At 73.2% G+C, this 24950-nt stretch carries 19 protein-coding genes; 6 read left to right on the forward strand and 13 right to left on the reverse strand.

The genetic code is table 11. The features are described 5' to 3' along the window. Complete coding sequence (locus tag O7604_RS02285) at window positions 1-1356, reverse strand: aldehyde dehydrogenase family protein (protein ID WP_281578728.1); 1356 nt, start codon at window positions 1354-1356, stop codon at window positions 1-3. A gap of 114 nt (window positions 1357-1470) precedes the next feature. After that, on the reverse strand, window positions 1471-2835 hold the full coding sequence (locus O7604_RS02290) for a glutamine synthetase family protein (protein ID WP_281578729.1): 1365 nt from the start codon (window positions 2833-2835) through the stop codon (window positions 1471-1473). A gap of 86 nt (window positions 2836-2921) precedes the next feature. Here O7604_RS02290 and O7604_RS02295 point away from each other — a divergent pair, with 86 nt between their 5' ends. Then, complete coding sequence (locus O7604_RS02295; protein ID WP_281578730.1) at window positions 2922-4100, forward strand: PQQ-dependent sugar dehydrogenase; 1179 nt, start codon at window positions 2922-2924, stop codon at window positions 4098-4100. A gap of 42 nt (window positions 4101-4142) precedes the next feature. Here the strand turns inward: O7604_RS02295 and O7604_RS02300 are convergent, their stop codons facing one another. After that, window positions 4143-5102: a winged helix-turn-helix domain-containing protein gene (locus tag O7604_RS02300; RefSeq protein ID WP_269701399.1), complete on the reverse strand. Its 960-nt coding sequence runs from the start codon at window positions 5100-5102 to the stop codon at window positions 4143-4145. Window positions 5103-5160: 58 nt separating this feature from the next. Between O7604_RS02300 and O7604_RS02305 the strand changes: the two genes are divergently transcribed. Further along, a complete protein-coding gene (locus O7604_RS02305) occupies window positions 5161-6471 on the forward strand; it encodes an MFS transporter (RefSeq protein WP_281578731.1) in 1311 nt (436 codons plus the stop codon). 4 nt (window positions 6472-6475) lie between these two features. On the opposite strand, the gene O7604_RS02310 is transcribed toward O7604_RS02305, so the two are convergent. The 6 genes from O7604_RS02310 to pcaF form a co-directional block, all read right to left on the reverse strand. Continuing rightward, a complete protein-coding gene (locus O7604_RS02310) occupies window positions 6476-6853 on the reverse strand; it encodes a nuclear transport factor 2 family protein (RefSeq protein ID WP_281578732.1) in 378 nt (125 codons plus the stop codon). Window positions 6854-6882: 29 nt separating this feature from the next. Further along, the gene (locus O7604_RS02315) at window positions 6883-8457 is read right to left on the reverse strand and encodes an amino acid permease (RefSeq protein ID WP_281578733.1); all 1575 of its coding nucleotides are present in this window, start codon (window positions 8455-8457) and stop codon (window positions 6883-6885) included. Window positions 8458-8719: 262 nt separating this feature from the next. Beyond that, window positions 8720-9220: a DUF456 domain-containing protein gene (locus tag O7604_RS02320; protein ID WP_281578734.1), complete on the reverse strand. Its 501-nt coding sequence runs from the start codon at window positions 9218-9220 to the stop codon at window positions 8720-8722. A gap of 9 nt (window positions 9221-9229) precedes the next feature. Further along, entirely contained in the window at window positions 9230-11380 is a 2151-nt protein-coding gene (locus O7604_RS02325) for an EAL domain-containing protein (protein WP_281578735.1), read from the reverse strand. Window positions 11381-11384: 4 nt separating this feature from the next. Further along, a complete protein-coding gene (locus tag O7604_RS02330; RefSeq protein WP_269701408.1) occupies window positions 11385-12203 on the reverse strand; it encodes an SAM-dependent methyltransferase in 819 nt (272 codons plus the stop codon). 116 nt (window positions 12204-12319) lie between these two features. After that, window positions 12320-13525, reverse strand: coding sequence for a 3-oxoadipyl-CoA thiolase (gene pcaF, locus O7604_RS02335; protein ID WP_281578736.1), 1206 nt, complete (start codon window positions 13523-13525; stop codon window positions 12320-12322). A gap of 99 nt (window positions 13526-13624) precedes the next feature. Between pcaF and O7604_RS02340 the strand changes: the two genes are divergently transcribed. The 4 genes from O7604_RS02340 to O7604_RS02355 all read left to right on the forward strand — a co-directional run bounded on the left by O7604_RS02340 (window position 13625) and on the right by O7604_RS02355 (window position 17807). After that, window positions 13625-14590 carry a glutathione S-transferase C-terminal domain-containing protein gene (locus tag O7604_RS02340; protein WP_281578737.1) on the forward strand — a complete coding sequence of 322 codons (966 nt, stop codon included), beginning with the start codon at window positions 13625-13627 and terminating at the stop codon, window positions 14588-14590. Continuing rightward, the gene (locus tag O7604_RS02345; RefSeq protein ID WP_269701410.1) at window positions 14583-15251 is read left to right on the forward strand and encodes a DUF998 domain-containing protein; all 669 of its coding nucleotides are present in this window, start codon (window positions 14583-14585) and stop codon (window positions 15249-15251) included. Before O7604_RS02340 ends, O7604_RS02345 begins: the two co-directional genes overlap by 8 nt. A 136-nt stretch (window positions 15252-15387) precedes the next feature. Further along, entirely contained in the window at window positions 15388-16668 is a 1281-nt protein-coding gene (locus O7604_RS02350; protein WP_269706899.1) for a dicarboxylate/amino acid:cation symporter, read from the forward strand. Window positions 16669-16739: 71 nt separating this feature from the next. Then, a complete protein-coding gene (locus O7604_RS02355) occupies window positions 16740-17807 on the forward strand; it encodes an NADH:flavin oxidoreductase/NADH oxidase (protein WP_281578738.1) in 1068 nt (355 codons plus the stop codon). A gap of 86 nt (window positions 17808-17893) precedes the next feature. Here the strand turns inward: O7604_RS02355 and O7604_RS02360 are convergent, their stop codons facing one another. The 4 genes from O7604_RS02360 to O7604_RS02375 form a co-directional block, all read right to left on the reverse strand. Beyond that, window positions 17894-21379 carry an ABC transporter ATP-binding protein gene (locus tag O7604_RS02360; RefSeq protein ID WP_281578739.1) on the reverse strand — a complete coding sequence of 1162 codons (3486 nt, stop codon included), beginning with the start codon at window positions 21377-21379 and terminating at the stop codon, window positions 17894-17896. Between the two features lie 89 nt (window positions 21380-21468). Continuing rightward, entirely contained in the window at window positions 21469-22062 is a 594-nt protein-coding gene (locus O7604_RS02365) for a TetR/AcrR family transcriptional regulator (protein WP_281578740.1), read from the reverse strand. Between the two features lie 10 nt (window positions 22063-22072). Then, window positions 22073-24223 carry a YhgE/Pip domain-containing protein gene (locus O7604_RS02370; protein ID WP_281578741.1) on the reverse strand — a complete coding sequence of 717 codons (2151 nt, stop codon included), beginning with the start codon at window positions 24221-24223 and terminating at the stop codon, window positions 22073-22075. Beyond that, window positions 24220-24936 (reverse strand): ATP-binding cassette domain-containing protein, encoded by a 717-nt coding sequence (locus O7604_RS02375; RefSeq protein WP_269701440.1) that lies wholly within the window; start codon window positions 24934-24936, stop codon window positions 24220-24222. The genes O7604_RS02370 and O7604_RS02375 overlap by 4 nt, the downstream gene beginning before the upstream one ends. Window positions 24937-24950 lie beyond the last annotated feature (14 nt).

Consider the following 24950-nt stretch of genomic DNA (forward strand, 5'->3'; position numbering starts at 1 on the left):
TCACTCCTCGGTGCCGATGAACACGTTCTTGACGTCGGTGAAGGCGTGCAGCGCGTCCGGACCCAGCTCCCGGCCCAGGCCGGAGCGTTTCATCCCGCCGAACGGTGTCCAGTAGCGCACCGAGGAGTGCGAGTTGACGCTGAGGTTGCCGGCCTCGACAGCGCGCGCCACCCGCACCGCGCGGCCCACGTCCCGGGTCCAGATCGAGCCGGAGAGGCCGTACTCGGTGTCGTTGGCGAGCCGGATCGCGTCCGCCTCGTCGTCGAACGGCAGCACCGAGACGACGGGGCCGAAGACCTCCTCCCGCCAGTGCCGATCCGCCGGGGAGCCGGCGAGCAGCACCGTCGGGGCGTACCAGAAGCCGGGGCCGTCGGGGCACGAGCCGGTGAACGCGACGTCCGCGCCGTCGACGTACCCGGCGACCCGGTCCCGGTGCGCGGCGGAGATCAGCGGGCCCATCTCGGCCGTGTCCCGGGCCGGGTCCTCCACCCGCACCGCCCGTACGGCCGGTTCGAACAGTTCCAGGAAACGGTCGTACACCCGGCGCTGGACCAGGATCCGGGAGCGGGCGCAGCAGTCCTGGCCGGCGTTGTCGAAGACCGCGTACGGCGCGGTGGCCGCCGCCTTCTCCAGGTCCGCGTCGGCGAAGACGATGTTCGCCGACTTGCCGCCCAGCTCCAGCGTCACCCGTTTCACCTGGGCCGCACAGCCGGCCATGATCCGGGTGCCGACCTCGGTCGAGCCGGTGAAGCAGATCTTGCGGACCGCCGGGTGGGTGACGAACCGTTCGCCGACCACGCTGCCCTGGCCGGGCAGCACGGTGAAGACACCCTCGGGCAGGCCGGCGTCGCGGGCCAGTTCGGCCAGGCGCAACGCGGTCAGCGGGGTCAACTCGGCCGGCTTCAGCACCACCGTGTTGCCGGCGGCCAGCGCCGGGGCGAACCCCCAGCCGGCGATCGGCATGGGGAAGTTCCACGGCACGATCACGCCGACCACGCCCAGCGGCTCGTGGAACGTGACGTCGAGCCCGCCGGGCACCGGGATCTGGTGGCCGGTCAGCCGTTCCGGCGCGCCCGCGTAGTAGTCGAGCACGTCGCGGACGTTGCTCGCCTCCCAGCGCGCGTTGCCGATGGTGTGCCCGGCGTTGCGTACCTCGAGGAGCGCCAGCTCCTCCAGGTGCGCGTCGACCTGGGCCGCGAACCGCCGCAGCAGCCGCCCCCGATCCCCCGGCGCCACCCGACGCCACGTCTCGAACGCCGCAGAAGCCCGCGAGACAGCAGCGTCCACGTCGTCAACGGAACACCCCGGAACAACTCCGATCCCGACCCCGTCGACAGGCGAAATCACCTCACCCACGCGCACCCCTCCCCTTCTCCCCGCCGATCTTGCAGTTGCTGCCCCGGCAAAAGCCGCACAACACCCCGACCGGGGGCCGCAAGTGCAAGATCGGCGCGGAAACTGGGGGTGGGGTCAGAGGCGTTCGAAGCCACGTACCAGCTCCCAGTCGGTCACCGCGGCGTCGAAGGCGGCCAGCTCGACCTTCGCCTGGTTGGCGTAGTGGTCGGCCACCTCGTCGCCGAACGCCGTCCGGGCCACCTCGGAGCGCTGCCACAGCTCCAGCGCGTCACGCAGCGTGGTGGGCACCCGCTCGGCGTCCGGGTCGTCGTACGCGTTGCCGGTGCACTCGTCCGCCAGCTCCAGTTCGTTCTCGATCCCGTGCACCGCCCCGGCCACCAGCGCGGCGATCGCCAGGTACGGGTTGACGTCGGCCCCCGGCACCCGGTTCTCCACCCGCATCCCCTGCCCGTGCCCGACCAGCCGCAGCGCACAGGTGCGGTTGTCGGTGCCCCAGCGCAACGCGGTCGGCGCGAACGAGCCGGGCTGGTAGCGCTTGTAGGAGTTGATGTTCGGCGCGAAGAACAGGCTGAACTCGCGCATCGTGGCGAGCAACCCGGCCAGCACCCGCTGCCCGGTGACGCTCAGATGCGCCGGCCCGTCCCCCAGCATCGCCGACGAGCCGGAGGCGTCGCGCAGCGAGAAGTGGATGTGGCAGGAGTTGCCCTCCCGCTCGTTCGGCTTGGCCATGAACGTGATCGCCATGCCCTCCTGGGCGGCGATCTCCTTCGCGCCGTTCTTGTAGATGACATGGTGGTCGGCGCAGCGCACCGCCTCGTCGTACCGGAAGGCGATCTCGTGCTGGCCGAGGTTGCACTCGCCCTTCGCGCTCTCCGGGGTGAGCCCGGCGCCGGCCATCTCGGTGCGGATGCGGCGCAGCAGCGGCTCGACCCGGGCGGTACCGAGCAGCGAGTAGTCCACGTTGTACTGGTTGGCCGGCGTCAGGTCGCGGTAGCCGCGCTGCCACGCCTCCTCGTACGAGTCGCGGTAGAGCACGAACTCCAACTCGGTGCCCGCGTACGCGGTCAGCCCGTGCGCGGCCAGCCGGTCGAGCTGGCGGCGCAGGATCTGCCGGGGCGAGGCGACCACCGGGCCGGAGCCGTCCAGCCACTCCAGGTCGGCCAGCAGCAGCGCGGACCCGGGCTGCCACGGCATCCGGCGCAGCGTGTCCAGGTCGGGGCGCATGGCGAAGTCGCCGTAGCCGCGTTCCCAGCTCGACATCGCGTACCCGTCGACGGTGTTCATGTCGACGTCCACCGCGAGCAGGTAGTTGCAGCCCTCGCTGCCGTGCGAGACCACCTGGTCGAGGAAGTAGGGCGCGTGGAACCGCTTGCCCTGCAGTCGGCCCTGCATGTCGGTGAGCGCGAGCACCACCGTGTCGATCTCACCCTCGGCGACGGCGACCCGCAACTGTTCCAGCGAGAGCGGCGTTTGCTTCATCAGGGGCCTCCATCACCAAGGTCTACTGGCAAACCGGATCACCGTCAATGCCCCGGCGAGGCCGGTGGCGAAACCGAGGAGCGCAGATGCGCCGTCGTACCGTCGCGGTCGTCGCCGCCCTCCTCGCGATCGTGCTGGCCGCCACCGACGCCCACGCGGGCAACCGGCCCACCGGGCAGCGCCCCGCGGACGGCCCGGACCGGCCGGTCCCCGCCGACGCACGACAGCGCCCGGTCGCGCTCGACCTGCGCGGCTTCGACGGGCGTGCCGGCTGGTCCGGCTACGACCTGACCCGTCCCCGCGTCGTCGCGACCGGGCTGGAGGCGCCGTGGGGGCTGGACTTCCTGCCCGACGGCAGCGCCCTGGTCGCGCAGCGGGACCGGGGCACGATCCTGCGCGTACGCCCGGGACGCCCGGCCCGCGAGGTGGCGCGGTTCGCCGACGTGGCCGCCGGTGGGGAGACGGGCCTGCTCGGGCTGGCGGTCTCCCCCACGTACCGCCGGGACCGGTGGGTCTACGCCGCCTACACCACCGCGACCGACCTCCGGATCGTCCGGTTCCGCCTCGGCTCGGCCCGCGCGCCCCGGGTGCTGGTCAGCGGCATCGCCCGCAGCTCGGTGCACGCCGGCGGGCGGATCGCGTTCGGCCCCGACGGCATGCTCTACGCCGGGATCGGCGACGCCGGGGTGGCCACCCGCGCGCAGGATCTGACCAGCCGCAACGGCAAGATCCTGCGGATCCGCCCGGACGGCGGGGTGCCGGCGGGCAACCCGTTCCCCGGCTCGCTCGTCTACAGCTACGGCCACCGCAACGTGCAGGGCCTCGCCTGGGACCGGCACGGCCGGCTGTTCGCCACCGAGTTCGGGCAGAGCACCTGGGACGAGGTGAACCGGATCGTGCCCGGGGGCAACTACGGCTGGCCGCTCGTCGAGGGCGTCGCCGGTGATCCCCGGTTCCGCGACCCGGTCGTCGTGTGGCCGCCCGCCCAGGCGTCCCCGAGCGGCGCCGCGTTCACCAGGGGCACGCTCTACGTCGCCGCGCTGCGCGGCGCGCGGCTCTGGGCGGTGCCCGTCGACGCCGCAGGCCGCGTCGGCGTACCGGTGCCGGAGCTGGCCGGCACGTACGGCCGCCTGCGTACCGTCGAGGTCGCGCCGGACGGCGCGCTCTGGGTGGCGACCAGCAACCGCGACGGCCGCGGCACCCCGGCGGCCGGCGACGACCCCATCCTGCGCTTCCCGCTCACCCACCGCCGCCCCACGATCTGACCCCAGAGGTACGCGGACAGCGCGGCCCGGGATCGGTTCACGTCAGAACGATGAGGCACCGGCCACGAGCGCCCGGGCCGCGTCGGTCCACCAGTAGAAGACCTCGCGGCCCGACCGGCGCTTCTGAAGCAGGCCGGCCTCCGTCAGCACGCGCAGGTGACCCCCGACAGTGCCCAGTGGCAGTTCGGTCGCGGCGACCAATGCGGTGGTGCTGATCGGTTCGGCCGCCTGCACCAGGATCCGGCTCCGTGCGTCACCGAGCAGACGCCGCAGAGGATCCGGCGTGCCGAGAGGCGCCCCGGCGAAGATCCCCGTCACCGGATAGACGATCCCGAACCGGTCGGGCAACCTCCAGGAGACCCAGCCTCCCCGGCAGTGGGCCGCGAAGAAGGTCAGCTCCCCACCCCGCACGTCGCACGGCGGGTAGGGCCGTTCCTCGACCTGCAACCGGCCGTCGCCGAGCCAGCACATGCCCGGCCGCATGTCGTCGATGACCCCGGCCCATCCGTCCCTGCCCAGGCGGGAGATCCGGGACACCACGTCGGCGCGCAGTACCGATTGCCGGCGCGGCCAGTCCGCCTCGATCGTGTGGTGCCAGACCCAGCGCAGCAGAGCAGCAGCCCGGCCCGCCAACCCTGGACCGCGCAACTCGGGGGGCAGCGGGGAGCGTACGCGGGCCAGATCCGCGCGGATCCGCTCGTCCGGCAGCGATTCCAGCGCCACGATCTCGTCGTCGAGCGTCATGTTCGGACGGGCGGGAGGCACCGTCATGAAGTCGGCCATCCAGGAGGACGACATGGCGTGCGCCACGATGGCCGCGGTCACCGGGTCGTCGTCAAGGAAACCGTTGAATGCGTCGACGTGCTGGTCCCGCCAGGCCCGGTGCCAGGGAAGCGGCTGACCTCGGCGCAGGATGTTGAGCGCCCCCAACGTCTCGGTGAGTTGTGACGTGCCGAAACGTGCCTGCGCCATCACTTCGGCGTCGACCAGGAACACCGCCACGTTTCGCCTCCAGTCGAAACTCTAGGGTGGCACCGCGCGATACCTCAAGCTGCCGGCCATGCAGAGCGTCATTCAGTCGACCGGACCGCGGACCGTGGGCGCGCGGAACTTCAGGGCGTTGTGGGCCGGTGTCGGGATCACCAACCTGGCCGACGGCGTCGTCAAGCTGACCCTGCCCCTGGTGGCCGTGTCGATGACGGACTCCCCCGCGCTGGTCGCCGGCATCACTCTGGCCAACACCCTGCCCTGGCTGTTGTTCTCGCTGCCCGCCGGCGTCCTCGCCGACCGGGTCGACCGCCGACGCCTGATCATGGCCTCGACCGTCGTGCGCGCCCTGATCCTGGCCGTGCTCGTCGCCGGCTTCCTCGCGGACGCGCTGCCGCTGGCCGGCCTGTACGCGGGAGCGCTGGCACTCGGCATCGCCGAGGTGTTCACCGACACCACCCGGATGTCGGTCGTGCCGATGGTCGTCCCCCGAAACCGCATGGAGTCCGCGTACGCCAAGTTGACCGCGACCGAGACCGTCGCCAACGAGTTCATCGGACCTCCTCTGGGCGGACTGCTGGCTGCCGCCGGGCTGGCCGTCGCGCTCGGCGCCGGAGGCGTCGGCTACGCCGCGGCGCTGCTCGCCTTGGCGCTCATGACCGGTCCCTATCGCAGCAACCGCCACCCCGGCTCGACGCCGAGCGCGTCCGGCCTTCGCGCCGACATCCGGGAGGGCGTCCGGTACGTGTGGCGGGAGCGGGTGTTGCGGACGCTGCTGCTGGTAGCCGGCGCGGCGAGTGGCTGCTGGGCGGCGTGGATGTCGGTCATCGTCGTCTATGCGGTCGCGCCCGGACCGCTGGACCTCAGCCGCTCGGAGTACGGACTGCTGATCGGCGCCCTGGGAGTGGGGCGGCGTGCTGGGCGCCAGTGTCGCGCCGGCGCTCACCCGCCGGCTGGGAAGGCCGGTCGTCCTCACCGCGTCGATGGCCTGTTTCGCCGTGCTGCTGGCGGCACCGGCGATCTCCTCGTCGCCCCCGCTGATCGCCGTGACCACCCTCCTGGGCGGCGCCGGCAGCGGCGCCTGGAACGTCACCTACAGTTCCCTGCGCGCGCTCGTCGTCCCCGACGCGATGATGGGGCGCTACAGCGGGGTGAGTCGCCTGACGAGTTGGGGATCGATGCCGCTCGGGGCTCTGCTCGCCGCCTTCACCGCGGAACTGATCAGCGTCCGAGCGGTCTTCTGGGGCGGGGCAGCGCTGTGTGCCCTGGTGATCGCGGTGACGTTGCGTACGGTCAGCTCGCCGGAGTTCCGGCGGTTGGAAGCCCGCGCGAACGCCTCCACGGATCGCGACTGACTCGCCGCGATCCGAGGTGCCGACGCTGACGCGTCACATCGGCTGGACCCAGGCGGACCGCCACTGCGGGGACGGGTCCGCACCGAGGCTCGTCCAGTACTCCCGGCCGTCGACGATCTTTCCGTCGCGCACGGTCCAGAACGACGCGACTCGGTGCACGCCCATCTCCTCGTGCGGCACCTCCACCTCGGACACCACAGTGTCGCCCGCCGCCAGCACCCGCAGTACCCGGATCGACCAGCCCTCCGGGTACTCGGCGTTGATCCTCACGTAGTTCTCGCGGCCCACGATCCGTTCCGCGCTGACCGGCCACTCGACCACCACGTCGTCGGCCAGCAGATCGCCGACTCCGGTCCAGTCCCGGGCCTGCATGCGATCCCACAGCGCGCGTACCACCGTTTCCGTCTCCATCGGCGGATCATGGCAGGACCCACCGACAGCTACGACGGCTCGGCGGGCTCCGGCTCCGGCTCCGGCTGGTCGACGGTGCGGCGCGGGCCGGTGAACCACTTGCGGGCCGAGGCGTACCACCAGATGCCGACGCCGAGCAGCACGCCACCGATGGCGATCGGCGCGTAGTTCACCGCCGTCCAGCTGAAGTCGGGGTTGCCTGGTACACCGGCAGGGACGATCGGCAACACGAAGTAGATCGAGATGACAGCGATCTCGACCACCGCGATCCAGCCGAGCAGCTTGTAGCGCCGGCCGAGCGTCCACGGCCCCGGGGTGAACCGGTCGCCCATCCGCAGCCGCAGGAAGATCGGGATGATGAAGGACAGGTAGAGCCCGATCACCGCCACCGACACCACCGCGTAGAACGCGACCGGGATGCCGCCGCGCTGGTAGAGCGCGGGGAGCGTGAGCACCAGCCCGGCCAGCGTCGCCCCGATGATGGCGTTGACCGGTGTGCCGTTGCGGTTGACCTTCGACCACAGCCGCCAGCCCGGCACCGCCCGGTCCCGGCTGAACGCGTACGCCATCCGCGACATCGACGTCACGCAGCTCATCCCGCAGAAGAACTGCCCGATGGTGGAGATGATGATGACGGCCTTGAAGAAGAACGGCGTCAGCGCGCTCTCGAAGATCGCCCCGGAGAAGCCGCCCGCCTCGTTTATGGCGTCCACGTCGGTGGCCGCGAACAGGAACGCCAGCAGCAGGATCCAGCCGCCCACCGCGGAGTAGAAGATCGACCGCCACAGCCCCTGCGCGGCGGCCTTGGAGGCGCCCCGGGTCTCCTCGGAGACGTGCGCGCAGGCGTCGAAGCCGGTGATCGTGTACTGCGTGAGCAGGAAGCCCAGCGGCAGCACGTAGAACCAGAACGCCAGCCCGCCGGTGTCACCGTCGCCGAAGCCCGAGTTGTTGAACCGCTCGGTGAAGACGAACTGGAAGCTCTGGTGGTTGTCCGGGACCAGGACCAGGATCAGCACCACGGCGGCCGCGCCGGCCACGTGCCACCAGACCGAGACGTTCTGGAGTACGTCGATGATGCGGTGCCCGTAGATGTTGATCAGGCCGTGCAGCGCGAGGATCACCACGAACAGCCCGAACGTCTGGTGCCCGGTGCCGGCCCAGCCGTCGAACAGCGCCGACAGCGTCAGGTTGAGGAACGTGGCGCAGCCGTAGTCGACGGACGCGGTCACCGCCACCAGCCCGATCAGGTTGAGCCAGCCGGTGAACCAGCCGTGCACCGGCCGGCCCATGGTCGCCGCCCACCAGTAGATCCCGCCGGCCGTCGGGTACGCCGACACCAGCTCGGCCAGGCAGAAGCCGATGATCAGGATGAACAGCGAGATCAGCGGCCAGCCCCAGGAGATCGCCACCGGGCCGCCGTTGTTCCACGCCTGGCCGAACGTGGTGAAGCAGCCGGCCAGGATCGAGATGATGGAGAACGAGATCGCGAAGTTGGAGAAGCCGCTCCACTTGCGGCGCAGCTCCTGTTTGTAGCCGAGTTCGGCGAGTCGTCGGGCGTCGTCGTCCATCGGCTGCTCGGCGGTCGGCGCGGGCGTCGTGGCCACTGCACACCTCCTCGAGGCGATGCTCGTGCGAGTGCTCGCAGTGTGCTCCCGGCCGATCAAGGTGGTCAATACGTAGCCCGGTAATTGCGTTGTCGCCCGATCCCACGAGGGGCATCATTGTGGGCGTGACCAGGCCCGACCCGACGGGCCGGCACCGGGCGCTCGGCAACGCCCGGTCCGCGGCGGCGCGCGGCGTCCACCTCTCTCTCACTGATGTACGGCGCTCGGCCGTACCCTCCGGACGCCCCGCGCCGCCGCACCTCTAGACGAACAGCAACCCCGCGACCCACAGCGCGGCGATCATCAGGCCGGCGGTGAACTCCAGGACCATCGACAGCCCGGCCGCCTTGAGCGCCTGCACGGTGGCCGGCCAGGCCAGGCGGGTGTCGCCGAGCCGCAGCCGCTCCGCGCCGAAGATCCCGCCGACGAAGCCGATCGGCAGCCCGACCACCGGGATGACGAAGAACCCGACCACCCCGAGCAGCCCGCCCGCCAGCAGCGACGTGGTGGGCACGCCGGTCCGCTTCAGGTTCCGCCCCGGCCAGAGGTACTTGAGCACGGTGCCGCCCGCGGCGATCACCGTGGCGGCGGCGAGCACCGCCCAGCGGCCCGGTCCGGCGTCGCCGAACAGCGTCCACACCAGCACTCCGCCCCAGCACAGCGGCAGCGCCGGCAGCCCCGGCACCACCACCCCGGCCAGGCCGGCGACGATCGCCAGCGCGGTGACGACCGACACGACGGCCTGCGAATCGGTAAGGCTCACAGTTCTCTCCTACCCGCCCAGGCGGGCGCGGATGCCGTCGGCGGGCATCGGTGCGCCGAACAGCCGGCCCTGCCCGGTGTCGCACCGTAGCGCCCGCAGCCGTTCGGCCTGCACCTCGGTCTCCACCGCCTCGGCCGTCACCGACAGCTCCAGCGCGTGCGCCAGCCGGACCAGCGCGTCCACGATCCGCTCGTCGCGGTGGTCGGCCACCGCGTCCCCGCCGTCACCCCGTATCCCCTCGACGAACGGACCGGCCAGCTTCACGCAGTGGATCGGCAGCCGCCGCAGGTACGCCAGGTTCGAGTAGCCGGTGCCGAAGTCGTCGATGGCCAGCCGCAGCCCGAGATCGGCCAGCTGGTGCAGCGTCCGCAACGGCTCACCGGCGCTGCCCATGACGGCGCTCTCGGTCAGCTCCAGTTGCAGCAGCTCCGCCGGCAGGCCGGTGTGCTGCAACGCCTCGGCCACCGTTTCCACGATGGCCGGGTCGTCGGCCTGCCGCGCGGCCAGGTTGACGCTCACCACTGGCGTGGTGTCCGGGTACGCGCGCCGCCACGACTCGGCGTCGCGGCAGGCCTGACGCAGCACCCAGGCGCCGAGGCGGACGATCAGGCCGGTCTCCTCGGCCAGCCCGATGAACCGGTCCGGCCCGATCAGCCCCAGTTCCGGGTGCTGCCAGCGGACCAGCGCCTCGACCGCCACCATCGTGCCGTCCAGCAGCGACACGATCGGCTGGTAGTGCAGCACGAACTCGCCCCGGTCCAGCGCGGCGGGCAGGTTCGCGGCCAGCGCGGAGCGGGCGATGTCGGCGGCGCTGCGCTCCGGGTCGTACACCGCCCAGCGGCCCCGGCCCTCCGCCTTGGCCCAGTAGAGCGTGGTGTCGGCGGCCTTCATCAGGTCACCGACGCTCGTCTCCGCCGCCGGGCACTCCACGATGCCGATGCTCGCCGACACGGCCAACTGCTGGTCGCCGACGTGCACCGGCGCGGACACCGCGGCCAGGGCCAGTTCGGCGACCTCCACCGCGTCGTCGATGCCGCCGTCGGAGTCGACCAGGATGACGAACTCGTCGCCGCCCATCCGGGCCACCAGGTGACCGCGCCCGGCCACGCAGTCGCTGAGCCGGCGGGCGATCACCTTGAGCAGCCGGTCGCCCAGGTCGTGGCCGAGGCTGTCGTTCACCGCCTTGAAGCCGTCCAGGTCGATGAAGCAGAGGCCGACGCGCTGGTCCGGGCCGGCGCCGTCGAAGACCTCGCCGAGTTGTTCGAAGAACAGCGTCCGGTTGGGCAGGCCGGTCAGCGGGTCGTGCAGCGCCTGGAAGCGCAGCCGCTGCTGCAGCTCGTACCGCTGGGTGATGTCCTCCACCATCGCGACGGTGAACCGGGGCCGGCCGTCGTCGTGCCGGATCAGCGAGACCGCGAGGTCGGTCCAGACCACGCTGCCGTCCTTGCGGTAGTAGCGCTTCTCCACCCGGGCGCTGTCCCGCTTGCCCTCGATCAGCTCCTGGTACAGCTCCCACATCCCGGCCGCGTCGTCGGCATAGGCCAGCGCCGACACGTTCATCCGCCGCATCTCCGCGACGGTGTAGCCGAGCATGTCCGCGAAGGCTTGGTTGACCTCGATGATCTGCCCGTCCACCCCGGCGATGCCGATGCCGATGACGGCCCCGGTGAAGACCGCCCGGAACCGCGCCTCGCTGTCCCGCAACGCCTGCTCGACGGTGTCCCGGGCCTGCCAGGCGGACCTGGCGATCCGCTCCTGCTGGCTGAAGACCCGGTCGCGCAGCGCGCGGGCGAACCCGGCGGCGAACGCGCCCTGGAGCAACGCGACCCGTTCACGCAGCTCCGGCGACTCCGTCCGCGACGGCAGCACCCAGGGCAGGAACCGGTCGCCGAGTGCCTGCACCGACCAGTCGAGCACGCCGGGCTCGGTGAGATGCGCCTGCACCAGGGCACGCCCCACCTCCTCCGCCGGGCCGGCGGAGAAGGTGGGGGCGAGCAGGGCCTCGCCGAGCCGTTCGGTGAGCGGCACCAGCAGGCGCTCGGTCTCGGCCGCGCTCAACGGCACGAACCCGATGCGGCGCACCGCACGTGCCCACTCGGCGGCGTACGCGGCGGCGCCGGGCCGGCTGACGTCTCCCCCGTCGCTGTCCGGGGTGCGCATGGGCTCAGCCGGCGGCGCGGTCGTGCCGGGCGACGCCGCCGAAGGCTCCGAACCGCTCCGGGTGCTCGTCCACGTCGGACGGGGAGTCGGGCCGCCACAGCGGCATGTGCACCACGCCCGGTTCGAGGATCGTCCAGTCGCCGAAGAAGCCGGTGATCTCGGCCCGGGAGCGCAGCGTGATCTCGGTGGCGGTACGCGCCGACAGCCGCTGCGCGTCCAGCATCTCCTGCGGCTGGTCCTCGAAGGTGGAGTGGGAGATGACCAGGTAGCTGCCGGGTGCGGCGGCGGCGCGCAGCGTGGCCAGGATGTCGGCCGGGCGGTCCGCGTCCGGCACGAAGTGCACCACGCCGGCGAGCAGGATGCCCAGCGGCCGGTCGAAGTCGATCAGGCCGCTGGCGCGGGCGTGGTCCAGGATCAGCTTCGGCTCGCGCAGGTCGGCCAGGACCGCGGTGGCCCGGTCGTTGCCGGCGAGCAGTTCGTGGCTGTGCGCCACGGCCACCGGGTCGATGTCGACGTACACGATGCGGGCGTCCGGGTCGGCGGTCTGGGCGACCTCGTGCACGTTGCCGACGGTGGGGATGCCGGAGCCGATGTCGAGGAACTGGTCGATGCCGGCGTCGAGCAGCACGCGTACGGCCCGGCGCAGGAACTCCCGCCCGGAGCGCATCGTGGCGGCCAGGTTCGGCGTCATGGCCGCGATCTGTTCGGCGAGCTGCCGGTCGATCTCGAAGTTGTGCGCCCCGCCGAGGAAGTAGTCGTAGACCCGGGCGGCGCTCGGCCGGCTCAGGTCGATCTCGGTGGGAAGGCTCTCCGGCGTCTGCATCGCTCGGTCCCCCAGGTCGTCGTCCGCCGTCGATGGCGGATCATGTGGTCTACACCACTCTAGGCGCGTACGGCCGGGTTCGGGAGATCCACCTGAGGCGATGCGGGCGCCCCGGTTCAGTCGGCTGACTCCAGCAGCATCGAGATGCCCTGGCCGACTCCGATGCACATGGTGGCGAGCGCCCGCCGGCCGCCCCGGCGACGCAGTTCCAGCGCGGCGGTCAACGCCAGCCGGGCACCGCTGGCGCCGAGCGGGTGACCCAGCGCGATGGCCCCGCCGCCGGGGTTGACGTGCTCGGCGTCCTCCGGCAGGCCCAGCTCGCGCAGCACCGCCACCGACTGCGCGGCGAACGCCTCGTTCAGCTCGACCACGTCCACGTCGGCGAGCGAGAGGCCCGTCCGGTCGAGCAGCTTCCGGGTCGCCGGGACCGGGCCGATGCCCATGATCCGTGGTGGTACGCCCGCCGACGCGGCGCCGCGTACCCGGGCCAGCGGGGTGAGGCCGTAGCGCTCGACGGCGGCCGCGGAGGCGACCAGCAGCGCGACGGCGCCGTCGTTGACGCCGGAGGAGTTGCCGGCGGTGACGGTGCCGCCCTCGCGGAACGGGGTGGGCAGCGCGGCGAGCTTCTCCAGCGTCGTCTCGCGCGGGTGCTCGTCGGCCTCGACCAGCTTGGTCTCCCGCTTGCCGGCGGGCACCGTCACCGGGACGATCTCCTCGGCCAGCCGGCCGTCGGCCTGTGCCTTGGCGGCCCGCTGCTGCGACCGGTACGCGAAGGCGTCCTGCGCGGCCCGGTCCACGCCGAACTCGGCGGCGACGTTCTCCGCCGTCTCCGGCATCGAGTCGACGCCCCAGCCCTTGCGCATCAGGCGGTTGACCAGCCGCCAGCCGATCGTGGTGTCGTACACCTCGGCGGTGCGGGCGAACGGCGTGGCCGCCTTCGGCATGACGAACGGCGCACGGCTCATGCTCTCCACGCCGCCGGCCACCACCAGGTCGGCCTCCCCGGCGACGATCGCGCGGGCGGCGGAGGCGAGCGCGTCCAGCCCGGAGCCGCAGAGCCGGTTGACGGTGCTGCCCGGCACCTCCTCCGGCAGGCCGCCGAGCAGCGCCGCCATCCGGGCCACGTTGCGGTTGTCCTCACCGGCCTGGTTGGCGCAGCCCAGGATCACGTCGTCGGTGCGGGCCCAGTCGACCGACGGGTGGCGGGACACCAGCTCGCGGACGACGTGCGCGGCCAGGTCGTCGGGGCGGACCCCGGCCAGGGCGCCGGCGTACCGGCCGATCGGGGTACGGACTCCGGCAACGAGATAGGCCACTGTCATCGCGCGTACGTCCTTCGGGGGGTGGGAAGGGGTCGGTCGGCGGGTCGCGGGAGTACCCGGCGCCAGGATATCCGTGACCCGAGCGGATAGGTTTGCCGCATGTCCGGGGCTCAGTTCAGCGCAGAGACCAGCGGCGGCGGCGCGTTCGTCCGCCAGCCCAACCGGTTCACCGGCCGGGTCACCCCGCACTCCACCTCACCCGAGGGCGGCGGGCCGGACGATGCGGGGCGCTGGCCACTGGAGGCGGGCCGCTACCGGCTGATCTGGTGCCGGGCCTGCCCGTGGGCGCACCGGGCCCGGATCGTGCGCGGCCTGCTGGGCCTGGACGAGGTGATCTCGCTGGGCACCGTCGACCCGATCCGGGACGAGCGGGGCTGGCGGTTCGCGCTCGACCCGGACGGCTTCGACCCGGTGCTCGGCATCGGTTTCCTGTCCGAGGCGTACCTGTCCACCGACAGGGACTACACCGGCCGGGTGACAGTGCCGGCGCTCGTGGACACGCTCACCGGGCGGGTGGTGACGAACGACTATCCGCAGCTCACGCTGGACTTCTCGACCGAGTGGCGGCGGTTCCACGCGCCGGACGCGCCCGATCTCTACCCGGTCGAGCTGCGCCCGGAGATGGACGCGCTCATGGCGGAGATCCACCGGGACGTCAACAACGGCGTCTACCGGTGCGGCTTCGCCACCTCCCAGGAGGCGTACGACGAGGCGTTCACCGCGCTGTTCGCCCGCCTGGACGCGCTGAGCGAGCGGCTGTCCGGTCGGCGCTACCTGATGGGCGACGCGATCACCGAGGCGGACGTGCGCCTGTTCACCACGCTGGTGCGCTTCGACGTGGCGTACCACGGGCACTTCAAGTGCAACCGGCGCAAGCTCACCGAGATGCCGGTGCTCTGGGCGTACGCGCGGGACCTGTTCCAGACGCCGGGCTTCGGCGAGACGGTGGACTTCGACCACATCAAGCGGCACTACTACGCCACCCACGACATGATCAACCCGACCCGGATCGTGCCGCTCGGCCCGGATCTGTCCGGCTGGACCACCCCGCACGGACGTGGCTGAGGACACCGGCCGCCGGATCGCCGCCGCGTTCGCCGCCGTCTGCCTGGCCGCAGGCGTGGCCGCGGTGACCGTTGCGGTGGTCGCCGGTCCCGGTCCGGGCCCCGCCGGGTACGTGAGTGAGGCGGGCATCGCCGACAGCGGGTACGCCGGGGCGTACCGGATCGGGATCTTCTCGGTGGCCGCGTCGCTGCTGCTGCTCGCCGGGGCGCTGCCGCCGGGGTTACGGGCGGCGGCCGGGCTGCTCGGCGTCGGCGCGGTGGCCACGGTGCTCTCCGGCGCGGTCACGTGCAGCGAGGGCTGCCCGCTGCCGCCGTTCGAGGCGCCCACGGTGGCCGACCTGGTGCACGGCGGGGCCAGCATCGCGGCGACCGCCGTGGTGGTCCTCGCCATGCTGGCGCTGCTGTTCTCCCCGGAGGCGGACCTGGGGTTGCGGCGGATCGCCGCGGTCGGCGCGGCGCTGGCGTTACCGGTGGCCGCCGTGGTCGCGCTGGCACTGCTGCTGGTCGGCCGCAGCCCGCTGCTCGGGCTGTCGGAGCGGGTGCTGCTGGTCGTGGTCGCCGCGTGGGGGCTGGCCACCGCCGGCTACCTGGCTGTAAGGAGCCTCACGACCGACGGTCCTTCCATTCCGGCGCAAGAAGGGAGTAACGTGTCGCGACGATGACCAATGTCTGGTGCCTCACCGAGCGCCTGTACGTCGATCTGCGACGGCAGGCCAGCGGCGTCTGTCCGGCGTAGCTCCACGCCCTGACGCCCGCCTTCCCTCTCCAGACCTTGGATCCGTCCTCATGACTTCCGCCCTGCGCAGAATTCCCTTCTCCGTCCAGATCCTGCTCGGCCTCGTGCTCGGCGTGGCGCTCGGTTTCCTCGCCCGCGCCGCCGACCTCGCCTGGCTGACCAGCACGCTCGACACCGTCGGCGGCCTCTTCGTCCAGCTGCTCAAGCTCGCCGTGCCGCCGCTGGTCTTCACCGCCATCGTGGTCAGCGTGGTCAGCCTGCGCGGCGTCGCCAACGCCGCCCGGCTCGCCGTCAAGACGCTGCTCTGGTTCGCCGTCACCGCGCTGATCGCGGTGAGCATCGGCATCGGCCTCGGCCTGCTCACCGACCCGGGCCGGGGCGTCAACCTGGACCCGGCCGGCGCCACCGCGCCGAAGACCACCGGCTCCTGGATCGACTTCCTCACCGGCATCGTCCCGACCAACCCGGTCGGCGCGTTCGTCGAGGGCAACGTCCTGCAGATCGTCTTCCTCGCCCTGGTGGTGGGCGCCGCCGCGCTGCTCGTCGGCGACGCCGCCGAGCCGTTCGTGTCGCTCAACCGCTCGCTGCTCTCGATCGTGCAGAAGGCGCTCTGGTGGGTCATCCGGCTCGCCCCGATCGGCACGCTGGGCCTGATCGGCAACGCCGTCGCCTCGTACGGCTGGGACCTGCTCGCCCCGCTCGCGAAGTTCACCACCGCCGTCTACGTCGGCTGCGCGCTGGTGCTGTTCGTGGTCTACCCGGTGCTGCTGGCGGTGGCCGGCAAGCTCAACCCGCTGCGCTTCTTCGCCGGCGCCTGGCCCGCCATCGAGCTGGCGTTCGTCTCCCGCTCGTCGGTGGGCACCATGCCGGTGACCCAGCGCTCGGTCGAGCGCCTCGGCGTCCCCCGCGAGTACGCCTCGTTCGCGGTGCCGTTCGGCGCCACCACGAAGATGGACGGGTGCGCCGCCATCTACCCGGCGCTCGCCGCGATCTTCGTGGCGCAGGTGTTCGGCGTGAACCTGGGCGTCACCGACTACCTGCTCATCGCGTTCGTCTCGGTGGTCGGCTCGGCCGCGACCGCCGGCCTGACCGGTGCGATCGTCATGCTCACGCTGACCCTGAGCACGCTGGGCCTGCCGCTGGCCGGTGCCGGCCTGCTGCTGGCGATCGATCCGATCCTGGACATGATCCGTACCGCCACGAACGTGGCCGGCCAGGCGGTGGTGCCGACCATCGTGGCCGCCCGGGAGGGGACGCTCGACCGGGTCGCGTACGACTCGGCCGGCAAGCGCGACCTGATCGAGCCGGTCGAGACCGAGCGACTCGACCCCGTACCCGCCTGATCCACACCCTTTTCGGGTGCGTCCCGCGAAACCGGGACGCACCCGAAGTCATGACCGGAGGATCCTCGACAATGAGCGCCCTGTTCACCCCGCTCGCCCTGCGCGGCGTCACGCTGCCCAACCGGATCGCGCTGGCGCCCATGTGCCAGTACAGCGCCGGGCCCGACGGCCTGCCCACCGACTGGCACCGCGTCCACCTCGGTTCCCGCGCGGTCGGCGGGGCCGGGCTCGTCATCACCGAGGCGACGGCTGTGGTGCCCGAGGGCCGGATCAGCCCGCAGGACACCGGGCTCTGGTCCGACGCGCACGTCGACGCGTGGCGGCCGATCACCGCGTTCGTCGCCGGTCAGGGCGCGGTGCCGGCGGTGCAGCTCGCGCACGCCGGGTTCAAGGCGTCCACGTACCGGCCGTGGGCACCGGCGCGCGGCGGCGTGCCGGACGCCGAGGGCGGCTGGACCCCGGTCGGCCCGGGCGACCAGCCGTTCGTGCCGGAGTACCGCACGCCCACCGCGCTGGACGAGGCGGGCATCGCCGCCGTGGTGGACGCCTTCGCCGGCGCCGCAAGGCGGGCGCTCGACGCCGGGTTCGCCGCCGTGGAGATCCACGCCGCGCACGGCTACCTGCTGCACGAGTTCCTGTCCCCGCTGACCAACCGGCGCACCGACGGCTGGGGCGGCGACCGGGCCGCCCGGATGCGGCTCACCCTGGAGGTGGCCCGCGCGGTACGCGCCGCCGTCGGCGAATCCGTGCCGGTGCTGACCCGGATCTCCGCCACCGACTGGACCGACGGCGGCTGGACCGTCGAGGACAGCGTGGTGCTCGCCGGAGAGCTGGCCGCCGCCGGCGTCGACCTGGTCGACACGTCCTCCGGTGGCGCGGCGGTCAAGGCGTCCATCCCGGTCGGACCCGGCTACCAGGTGCCGCTGGCCGCCCGGATCCGCCGCGACGCCGGGGTGCCGACCGGCGCGGTCGGCCTGATCGTCGAGCCCGAGCAGGCCGAGCAGATCGTGGCCGGCGGCGAGGCCGACCTGGTGCTGCTGGGCCGGGAACTGCTGCGCGACCCGTACTGGCCGCGCCGCGCCGCCGCCAAGCTGGGCGCCACCCCAACTTGGCCCGACCAGTACGCCCGGGCCTTCTGACCCTGCGCGTCGATCATGAAGTTGGCGGCGTTCTGCGTCCGATTTGTCGCCGCCAACTTCATGATCAACGGGGTCGGGCCGGGTGGTCAGCCGGCCAGGTGGTTCCAGCGGGGTTCCAGGTCGGTCCAGGTGCCCTGGTCGGCCACCGTGCCGTCGATCAGCACGACCACTCGGTCGGCCCGTACCAGGGCGGCCCGCTTCGCGGTCGAGCCGACCACAGTCACCCCGTGCTCGCGCAGCGCCGCCCACAGCGCCAGCTCCGTGCTCACGTCCAGCGCCGACGACACGTCGTCGGCCACCAGCAGCTCGGTACGCGGTGCGAGCGCCCGGGCCAGCGCCAGCCGCTGGAGCTGACCGCCGGAGAGCCGGGTGCCCTTGTGCCCGATCAGCAGCCCGAGCCCGCCCCCGGCGGCGGCCAGGTCGTGTTCGAGCTGGGCGGTCGAGACCGCCCCGGCGGCGTCGACCTGGTGGCCGAGCGCGATGTTGTCGGCCACCGTGCCGGAGAGCACCCGGGGCAGCTGGCCGACGTACCCGACCTGGTTGGGGCGCAGGAACATCTCCGGCTCGGTGACCGGGTCGCCGTTCCAGCGCAGCTCGCCGACGTGGTGCACGATCCCGGCCAGCGCGCGCAGCAGCGACGACTTGCCGGACCCGACCGGGCCGACGACCAGCACCAGCTGCCCGCGCTCGACCACCAGGTCGACGTCGCGGACGGCGAGCGTGCCGTCGGAGTGCAGCGCGCCGAAACCGGCAAGTTCCAGGCGGCGCAGCGGGTGCCGGGGCGGCGCCTCGGGCGCGGGCGCGGTGCCCGCGACCAGGTCCAGTCCGGGCACCGGCGCCGCGTACACGGCCTCACCGGTCATCGCCACCGTCCGCTTCGTCCACACGCGCGCCGACGGGTACTGCGAGACCAGTGACGCGGTGGTCCACGCGAACCAGCGGGCCGCGCCCAGCGTGGAGACGGCCACCAGCGCCGCACCGGCCGACAGCTCACCGGCCAGGTAGAGCGCCCACGCGCCGATCGGCAGCAGGCCGCTGGCGACCGACGGGGTGGACCGGGCCCACACCTGCATGGCGATCTCGCGTCGCTGCCGCTCGCTGCGGACCTCGTCCAGCCGGGCGAGGTGGCGCAGCACCGGGCGGGTGGCGCCGGCCAGCTTCACCGTCCGGGCGGCGGACAGCGCGGAGACCAGCGCGGTGGCGAAGGCGGCACGCGCCTTCACCGTGCCGGCGGCGGTGCGTTCCAGCCGCGGCCCGAACAGCGTCGCCGCCAGCCCGGAGACCACCATCGTGCCGACGAAGAAGAACGCCGGTACGAGACTGCCGGTCACCAGCGTCATGGCGACCACGATGGTCAGCGAGATGAACTGGTCCATCAGGTTGTCGGCGAGGTGCACCACCCGGTCGGTGTCGCCGCCCTGCGCCACCACCTCGGCCGGGGTGTGCCCGCTGACCCGGCGCGCGCCGGTCTGCCCGTGCACCAGCCGGGCGCTGATCCGCAGCATCTGCCGGATCCACCACTGCGGGAACCACAGGTTCGTCAGGTACGGCAGCGGCAGCACCACGAGCAGCGCGGCCACGATGCCCAGCGCCGGCAGCCACGGGTCGCCGCCGCCGATCAGGTCGGCCCAGAGCCAGGGCAGCACCGCGCCGTCCATCCCGAGCACCGTCATCACGATGAACAGGCCGACCGAGAGCAGGCCGTACCGGGTGTCGTTGGTGCCCAGCCGGAAGATCTCCCGCATGGTCCGCGCGGGCGGCGTGGGCGGCGCGGGTGGCGGGTCGGTGCGCGGCGCGGCGGCCGGCCGGGTCGCGGGTGCGCTCGGCGTGGCCGGGGCGTCGTCCCAGGCGGGCGCGTCGAGCAGGTTCACGCCGCTGCCCCGGGCGCCCACTCCGGCGTACGCCCCGGCGTGGCTGGTGGCGAGCAGTTCGGCGAAGCGGGCCGACTCGCGCAGGGGGCCGGCCTCCAGTACCGCGCCGTCGGCCATCACCACCACCTCGTCGCAGCGGCGCACCGAGGAGAGCCGGTGCGCGATGACGATGCCGATCCGGTCGGTGAGCAGCCGTTCGGTGGCCTCGCGTACCCGGTTCTCGGTGACCGGGTCGAGCCGCGCGGTCGCCTCGTCGAGGATCACCACGTGCGGGTCCCGGACCAGGATGCGGGCGAACGCGACGAGCTGTTCCTGCCCGGCGGAGAGCACGTACCCGCCGTCGCCGAGCCGGGTGTGCACGCCGTCGGGCAGCTCGGCGATCCAGCCGGCCAGGCCCAGCTCGGCCAGCGCGCGCTCGGCGGCGTCCAGCAGCTCCGGGTCGAACAGCGCCACGTTCTCGGCCAGCGTGCCGGCCAGGATCTCGGTGCGCTGCGGCACCACGGCGATCCACCGGCGCAACTCCTCCACGTCCAGGTCGGCCAGGTCGGTGCCGCCGAGGAACACCGTCCCGCGCGGCACGTCCACCGCCCGGGTGAGCACCTTCGCCAGCGTCGACTTGCCCGAGCCGGTACGCCCGACGAGCGCGTACGAGCGCCCGCGGACGAAGTCGAGGTGCACGTCGCGCAGCGCCGGTCCGCGGTCGTCCCCGCCGGCCGGGTAGCGGTAGGTGAGCCCGCGCACGGTCAGGTCGCCGTCGACCGGGGTGGCCCCGCCCTCCGGCTCCTGCGGTGACCCGGCGAGCAGTTGCACCCGGCCCCACGCGCCGAACGCCTGCTGCAGGTGCGGCACCCAGCGCGCGATCTGCTCGACGGTCGCGCCGAACGCGATCACCAGCAGCCAGATCGCGGTGAGCCGGGCGGCGTCCACCCGGCCGGTGGAGAGCGCCCACGCACCGCCCAGCACCACGCCCGCGACGCCGAGCCCGACCGCGCCCGCGGCGATGGCGGTGACCCGCGCGGAGAGCCGGAAGACCCGGACGCACCGGGCGATCACCTCGGCCGCGCGGCGGGCGTAGAGGCGGAGCACGTACGGCCGGGCGAGGCTGGTGCGTACGTCGTCCTGCCCGTGCACCGCCTCCTCCATCACCGCCGCGAGGTCGGACCACGCCTCCTCCTCGGCCATCCGGGCCGGGGCGATCCGGGCGGTCGGGCGGCGCAGCGTCACCACGAGCAGCGCGATGAGCAGGATCATGCCGACGCCCGCGGGCCACCAGACGATCAGCGCGCTCACCGTCGCGAGGACGCAGACCGCGAGGCCCTGCGCGAGCCGTACGCCGGTGTTCCGCATCTCGGCGGCGACCTGGTAGACGTCGTTGTCGATCCGGTCGAGCAGTTCACCGACCGGCGTGGTCTCCAGGGTGGGCAGGTCCTGGCCGAGCGCGACGCGGCAGAGTCGCCGCCGCACGTCGGCCGACCAGTCGGCGGTGAGGCGGGCCATGATCAGGCCGATCAGCAGGTCGGTGACGACAGCGGCGACGAGCGCCACCGCGAGCGCGACGAACCAGCCGGACGAGCGGTGCACCAGCACCGGCCCGGCCAGCGCGGAGGCGGCGGCCTGACCACCGGCGCCGAGCACGATCAGCAGCAGGACCGCCGCCATGCGCCGGGGCGCCGTGGCCCAGAGATCTCGGAGCAGCCGCATGGAAGGTCCTCCGGACTCGGATCGTGGGGGCGGTGACCTCACCCTCACCCGTCCGGCGGTCCGGAATCAACCGAATTACCGACCGCTGGTCAGGTGCGGGCGACCCGCCGGACGATGCCGAGCAGCGACTCCTGCACCTCGTCGATCGGCCGCTCCGGCGAGAAGACCAGCCAGTCCACCGCCACCACGAGCCCCACGCCGAACAGCGCCGAACTGGCGGTACGCACGTCCAGGTCGGCGGGGAGATCACCGCTGTCCACGCCGGCCCGCACGGTTTCGGCGATCACCGCGATGGCCTCGCCGCGCAGCAGCCGCAGCGTCTGCTGCCACTCCCTGTTGGTGCGCCACATCTCCGAGAGCAGGAGCTGGGCGAAGGCGCGGTAGCGGCGGATGTACTCCAGCTGGGCGCGGACCAGCGCGCCGAGCGCCTCCAGCGGCGGCAGCCCGTCGACGGCGGCCCGGAAGTCGGCGGTGAGCAGGCCGATGCCGTGCCGCAGCAGCTCCTCGAACAGGACCGTCTTGGACTGGAAGTTGTAGTAGACGGTCCCCTTCGCCACACCGGCCCGGGCCGCGATGTCGTCCACCGTGGTGGCCGAGAAGCCCTGCTCGGCGATGAGGTCCACCGCCGCCACGAAGAGGCGCTGGCGGGTGTCCTCGCGCCGGCGCGTCCGTCCGTCCGTCACCGGCTCATCCTCACATGGTCAGTTCGGGGTGCAGCTTGGCCGGGGTCAGCCGGCGGGACCGGCGGGCCGCGCCGACTGTGAGCGCCATGGCGCCCAGCCCGAACGCGAGCAGCACCAGCGTGGCGGTGACCACCGGGGTGGTCGTACCGCCGTTGATGGTGTGCCGCAGGCCGTCCACCACGTACGTCATCGGCAGCCAGGGGTGGATCGCCTGGAAGAAGCCGGGCGAGGTCTGCACCGGATAGGTGCCGCCGGACGAGGTGAGCTGGAGCATCAGCAGCGCCAGCGCGGCCAGCCGGCCGGCCGGGCCGAGCGCCACGCCGAGCAGTTGCATGATCGCGGTGAACGCCAGCGAGGTGAGGGCGAGCAGCCCGAACGTGGCCGCGCCGTGCCTCGGGTCGAGCCCGAGCCCGAGCGTCACCACCGTGTAGAGCGCCGCGACCTGGGCCAGGCCGATGCCGGCGGCCGGGAGCCACCCGGCGAGCACGACCCGCCAGCCGGGCGCACCGGACATCACGTGCCGCCGGTTGACCGGCCGCAACAGCATGTAGGTGATCATCGCGCCGACCCAGAGCGCCAGCGACAGGAAGTACGGGGCGAAGCCCACGCCGTACGAGCCGGCCGGGTTCTGCGAGTCGCGGATCAGGCCGACCGGGTCGCCGAGCACGCCGGCGCGAGTGGCCGCGTCGTCGTACCCGGGCAGTTTCCGTTCCCCGGCGGCGAGCCCGTCGGCGAGGTCGCCCGCGCCGCCCTCGAGCCGGGTCAGCCCGTCGACCAGGCGGTTGCTGCCGCTGCCGAGCTGGGCCAGGCCGCCGTCGAGCTGGCGGGCGCCGGTGGCGAGCCGGTAGAGGCCGCCGCGCAGCTCGTTCGCGCCGGTCGACGCGCCGCCCAGCCCGTCGCGGAGCTCGGCGCTGCCCTGGGCCAGGGTGGCGAGCCCGCCGGCCAGCTCGTTGACCTTGGCGCGGGCGGAGGCGACGTCGTCGGCCAGGTGCGGCGCGGCGGCGGCCACCTCGCGGGCGGTCTTCGCCACGTCGGTCATCTGCTTGCGCAGCGTGGCCATGTCGGTCTTGTCCAGCGCGGCCACCACGGAGCGGGCCTGCGTGACGGCCCGGTCGGCGGCCTTGCGGGCGGCGGCGAAGTCGGGGTTGTCGGCCAGCTCGGGGTGCTCCTTCGCGACCGCGTCGAGCCGGTCGCGGACCTCCTCGGCGGTCGCGACCACCTCGGCGGCCCTGGCGGGCAGCGCGTCCAGCCCGGCGGCGAGCTGCTGCGCGCCGTCGGCGACGAGCGTGGCCGCCTTCTGGATCTTGTCGGCGTTGCGGCGCAGCACCGGCTCGTACCTGTCGGCGGCGGCGTTCACGGTGGCCGCCGCGGCCCTGGTCTCGGTGGCGGCGCGTCCGGCGCCGTCGGCGAGCTCAGCGGCGCCGGTACGCAGCTGGTCGAGGCCCTTGGCGAGCTTGTCCGCGCCCTGGACGGACTGGTTCAGTCCACCGGCGAGCTGCCCGGCGCCGTCGGTGGCGTCCCCGAGCCCGTCGGCGAGCTGATCGGCGCCCCGCTGGGAGCTGCCGAGCCCGTCGGCGATCTTCCCGGCGCCGTCGGCGGCGCGGCCGGTCTCGGCCTTGGCGTCGGTGAAGCCGATCAGCATCTTGTCGAAGTACGTGGCGGCGGTGCTCTGCGCGGCGGCGGCCCGGATCTCGCTGAACGCCGACCGGGCGAGCAGCCCGGAGAGGTAGTTGGTGGCGTCGTCGTTGACGACCTTCAGCTCGCCCTGCCGGGCCGGGCGGTCCGGTTCCGGGCCGGCGGCGAGCGTGGCGGAGAAGTCCTCCGGGATGGAGAAGATCAGGTGGTAGCGCCCGTCGCGCAGCCCCTTCGTGGCGTCGGCCTGGTCGGTGACGGTCCAGCCGAACACCTTGCGGTCGAGCAGCTTCTCGGTCAGGTCGCGGCCGGCGTGCACCTCGCTGCCGTCACCGGCGGTGGCCGGGCGGTCGGCGTTGACCAGGGCGACCGGGATGCGGTCCATCTTCCCGTAGGGATCCCAGAACGCGTACAGGTAGAGGGCGCCGTAGAGCAGCGGGACGACGGTGAGCACGGCGAGGGCGGCGCGCGGCAGCCGGCCCCGGGTCATCCGGCGCAGCTCGAACAGGGCCAGTCGCAGGACGCTCATGCGGGCACCTCGGCGGGAAGGGCGGGAGCGGGCTCGGTGGGAAGGGCGGGGGCGGGCACTGCCGGGTCGCCGATGCGGTGCACGGTGGCGGCGACGCCGGGTTCGACGGCGCGGGCGCTGGCGACGACCGCGTACCCCTGGTCGGCGAGGCGTTCCAGCGCGCCCCACATCCACTCCCGCTCGGGGCGGTCGGCGCCGGCGTCCACGTCGTCGGCGACGATCAGGCTGGGGCCGCCGAGGCTCGCCAGCACCAGCCCGAGCACCTGCCGTTCGACAGGGGTGAGGTCGCGGCCGTACCGGTCGGGGTCCAGCGGGGCGTCGGTGAGCCCGGCGCCGGCGATGGCGGTGGCGTAGGCGTCGCGGCGGTAGGCCCGGCGGGCCCGCACCGCGGCCACCGGCACGAGGCGGCGACGGCGGCGCGGCACCGGCCCGAGCAGCAGCAGGCGTTCGGTGATGTGCTCGGCGACGGTGAGCGTCGGGTCGGGTTCGTGCACGCCCGCCACCTGGCCGAGCGCGGCCGGGCCCCGGCGGCGCAGGTCGCCGTGGCTGTGCGGGAAGCGCCCGGCGAGGGTGAGCAGCAACGAGGTGCGCCCGCTGCCGGGCGGGCCGGTGAGCGCGACCAGCTCACCGCTCGCGGCGGTGAGGCCGACGTCCCGGTAGACCCAGCCCCGGCGGGTCCGCAGCCCCAGGCCGCTGGTCTCGACGATGTTCATCAGGACCCCGAATT

The sequence above is a fragment of the Micromonospora sp. WMMA1947 genome, assembly GCF_027497355.1.
Taxonomy (GTDB): domain Bacteria; phylum Actinomycetota; class Actinomycetes; order Mycobacteriales; family Micromonosporaceae; genus Micromonospora.

Coding starts and splice junctions, on each gene's coding strand:
- O7604_RS02290 (WP_281578729.1), bottom strand. CDS start 2,835: ATGAAGCAAACGCCGCTCTCGCTGGAACAGTTGCGGGTCGCCGTCGCC.
- O7604_RS02295 (WP_281578730.1), top strand. CDS start 2,922: ATGCGCCGTCGTACCGTCGCGGTCGTCGCCGCCCTCCTCGCGATCGTG.
- O7604_RS02305 (WP_281578731.1), top strand. CDS start 5,161: ATGCAGAGCGTCATTCAGTCGACCGGACCGCGGACCGTGGGCGCGCGG.
- O7604_RS02310 (WP_281578732.1), bottom strand. CDS start 6,853: ATGGAGACGGAAACGGTGGTACGCGCGCTGTGGGATCGCATGCAGGCC.
- O7604_RS02325 (WP_281578735.1), bottom strand. CDS start 11,380: ATGCGCACCCCGGACAGCGACGGGGGAGACGTCAGCCGGCCCGGCGCC.
- O7604_RS02330 (WP_269701408.1), bottom strand. CDS start 12,203: ATGCAGACGCCGGAGAGCCTTCCCACCGAGATCGACCTGAGCCGGCCG.
- pcaF (WP_281578736.1), bottom strand. CDS start 13,525: ATGACAGTGGCCTATCTCGTTGCCGGAGTCCGTACCCCGATCGGCCGG.
- O7604_RS02340 (WP_281578737.1), top strand. CDS start 13,625: ATGTCCGGGGCTCAGTTCAGCGCAGAGACCAGCGGCGGCGGCGCGTTC.
- O7604_RS02355 (WP_281578738.1), top strand. CDS start 16,740: ATGAGCGCCCTGTTCACCCCGCTCGCCCTGCGCGGCGTCACGCTGCCC.
- O7604_RS02360 (WP_281578739.1), bottom strand. CDS start 21,379: ATGCGGCTGCTCCGAGATCTCTGGGCCACGGCGCCCCGGCGCATGGCG.
- O7604_RS02370 (WP_281578741.1), bottom strand. CDS start 24,223: ATGAGCGTCCTGCGACTGGCCCTGTTCGAGCTGCGCCGGATGACCCGG.
- O7604_RS02375 (WP_269701440.1), bottom strand. CDS start 24,936: ATGAACATCGTCGAGACCAGCGGCCTGGGGCTGCGGACCCGCCGGGGC.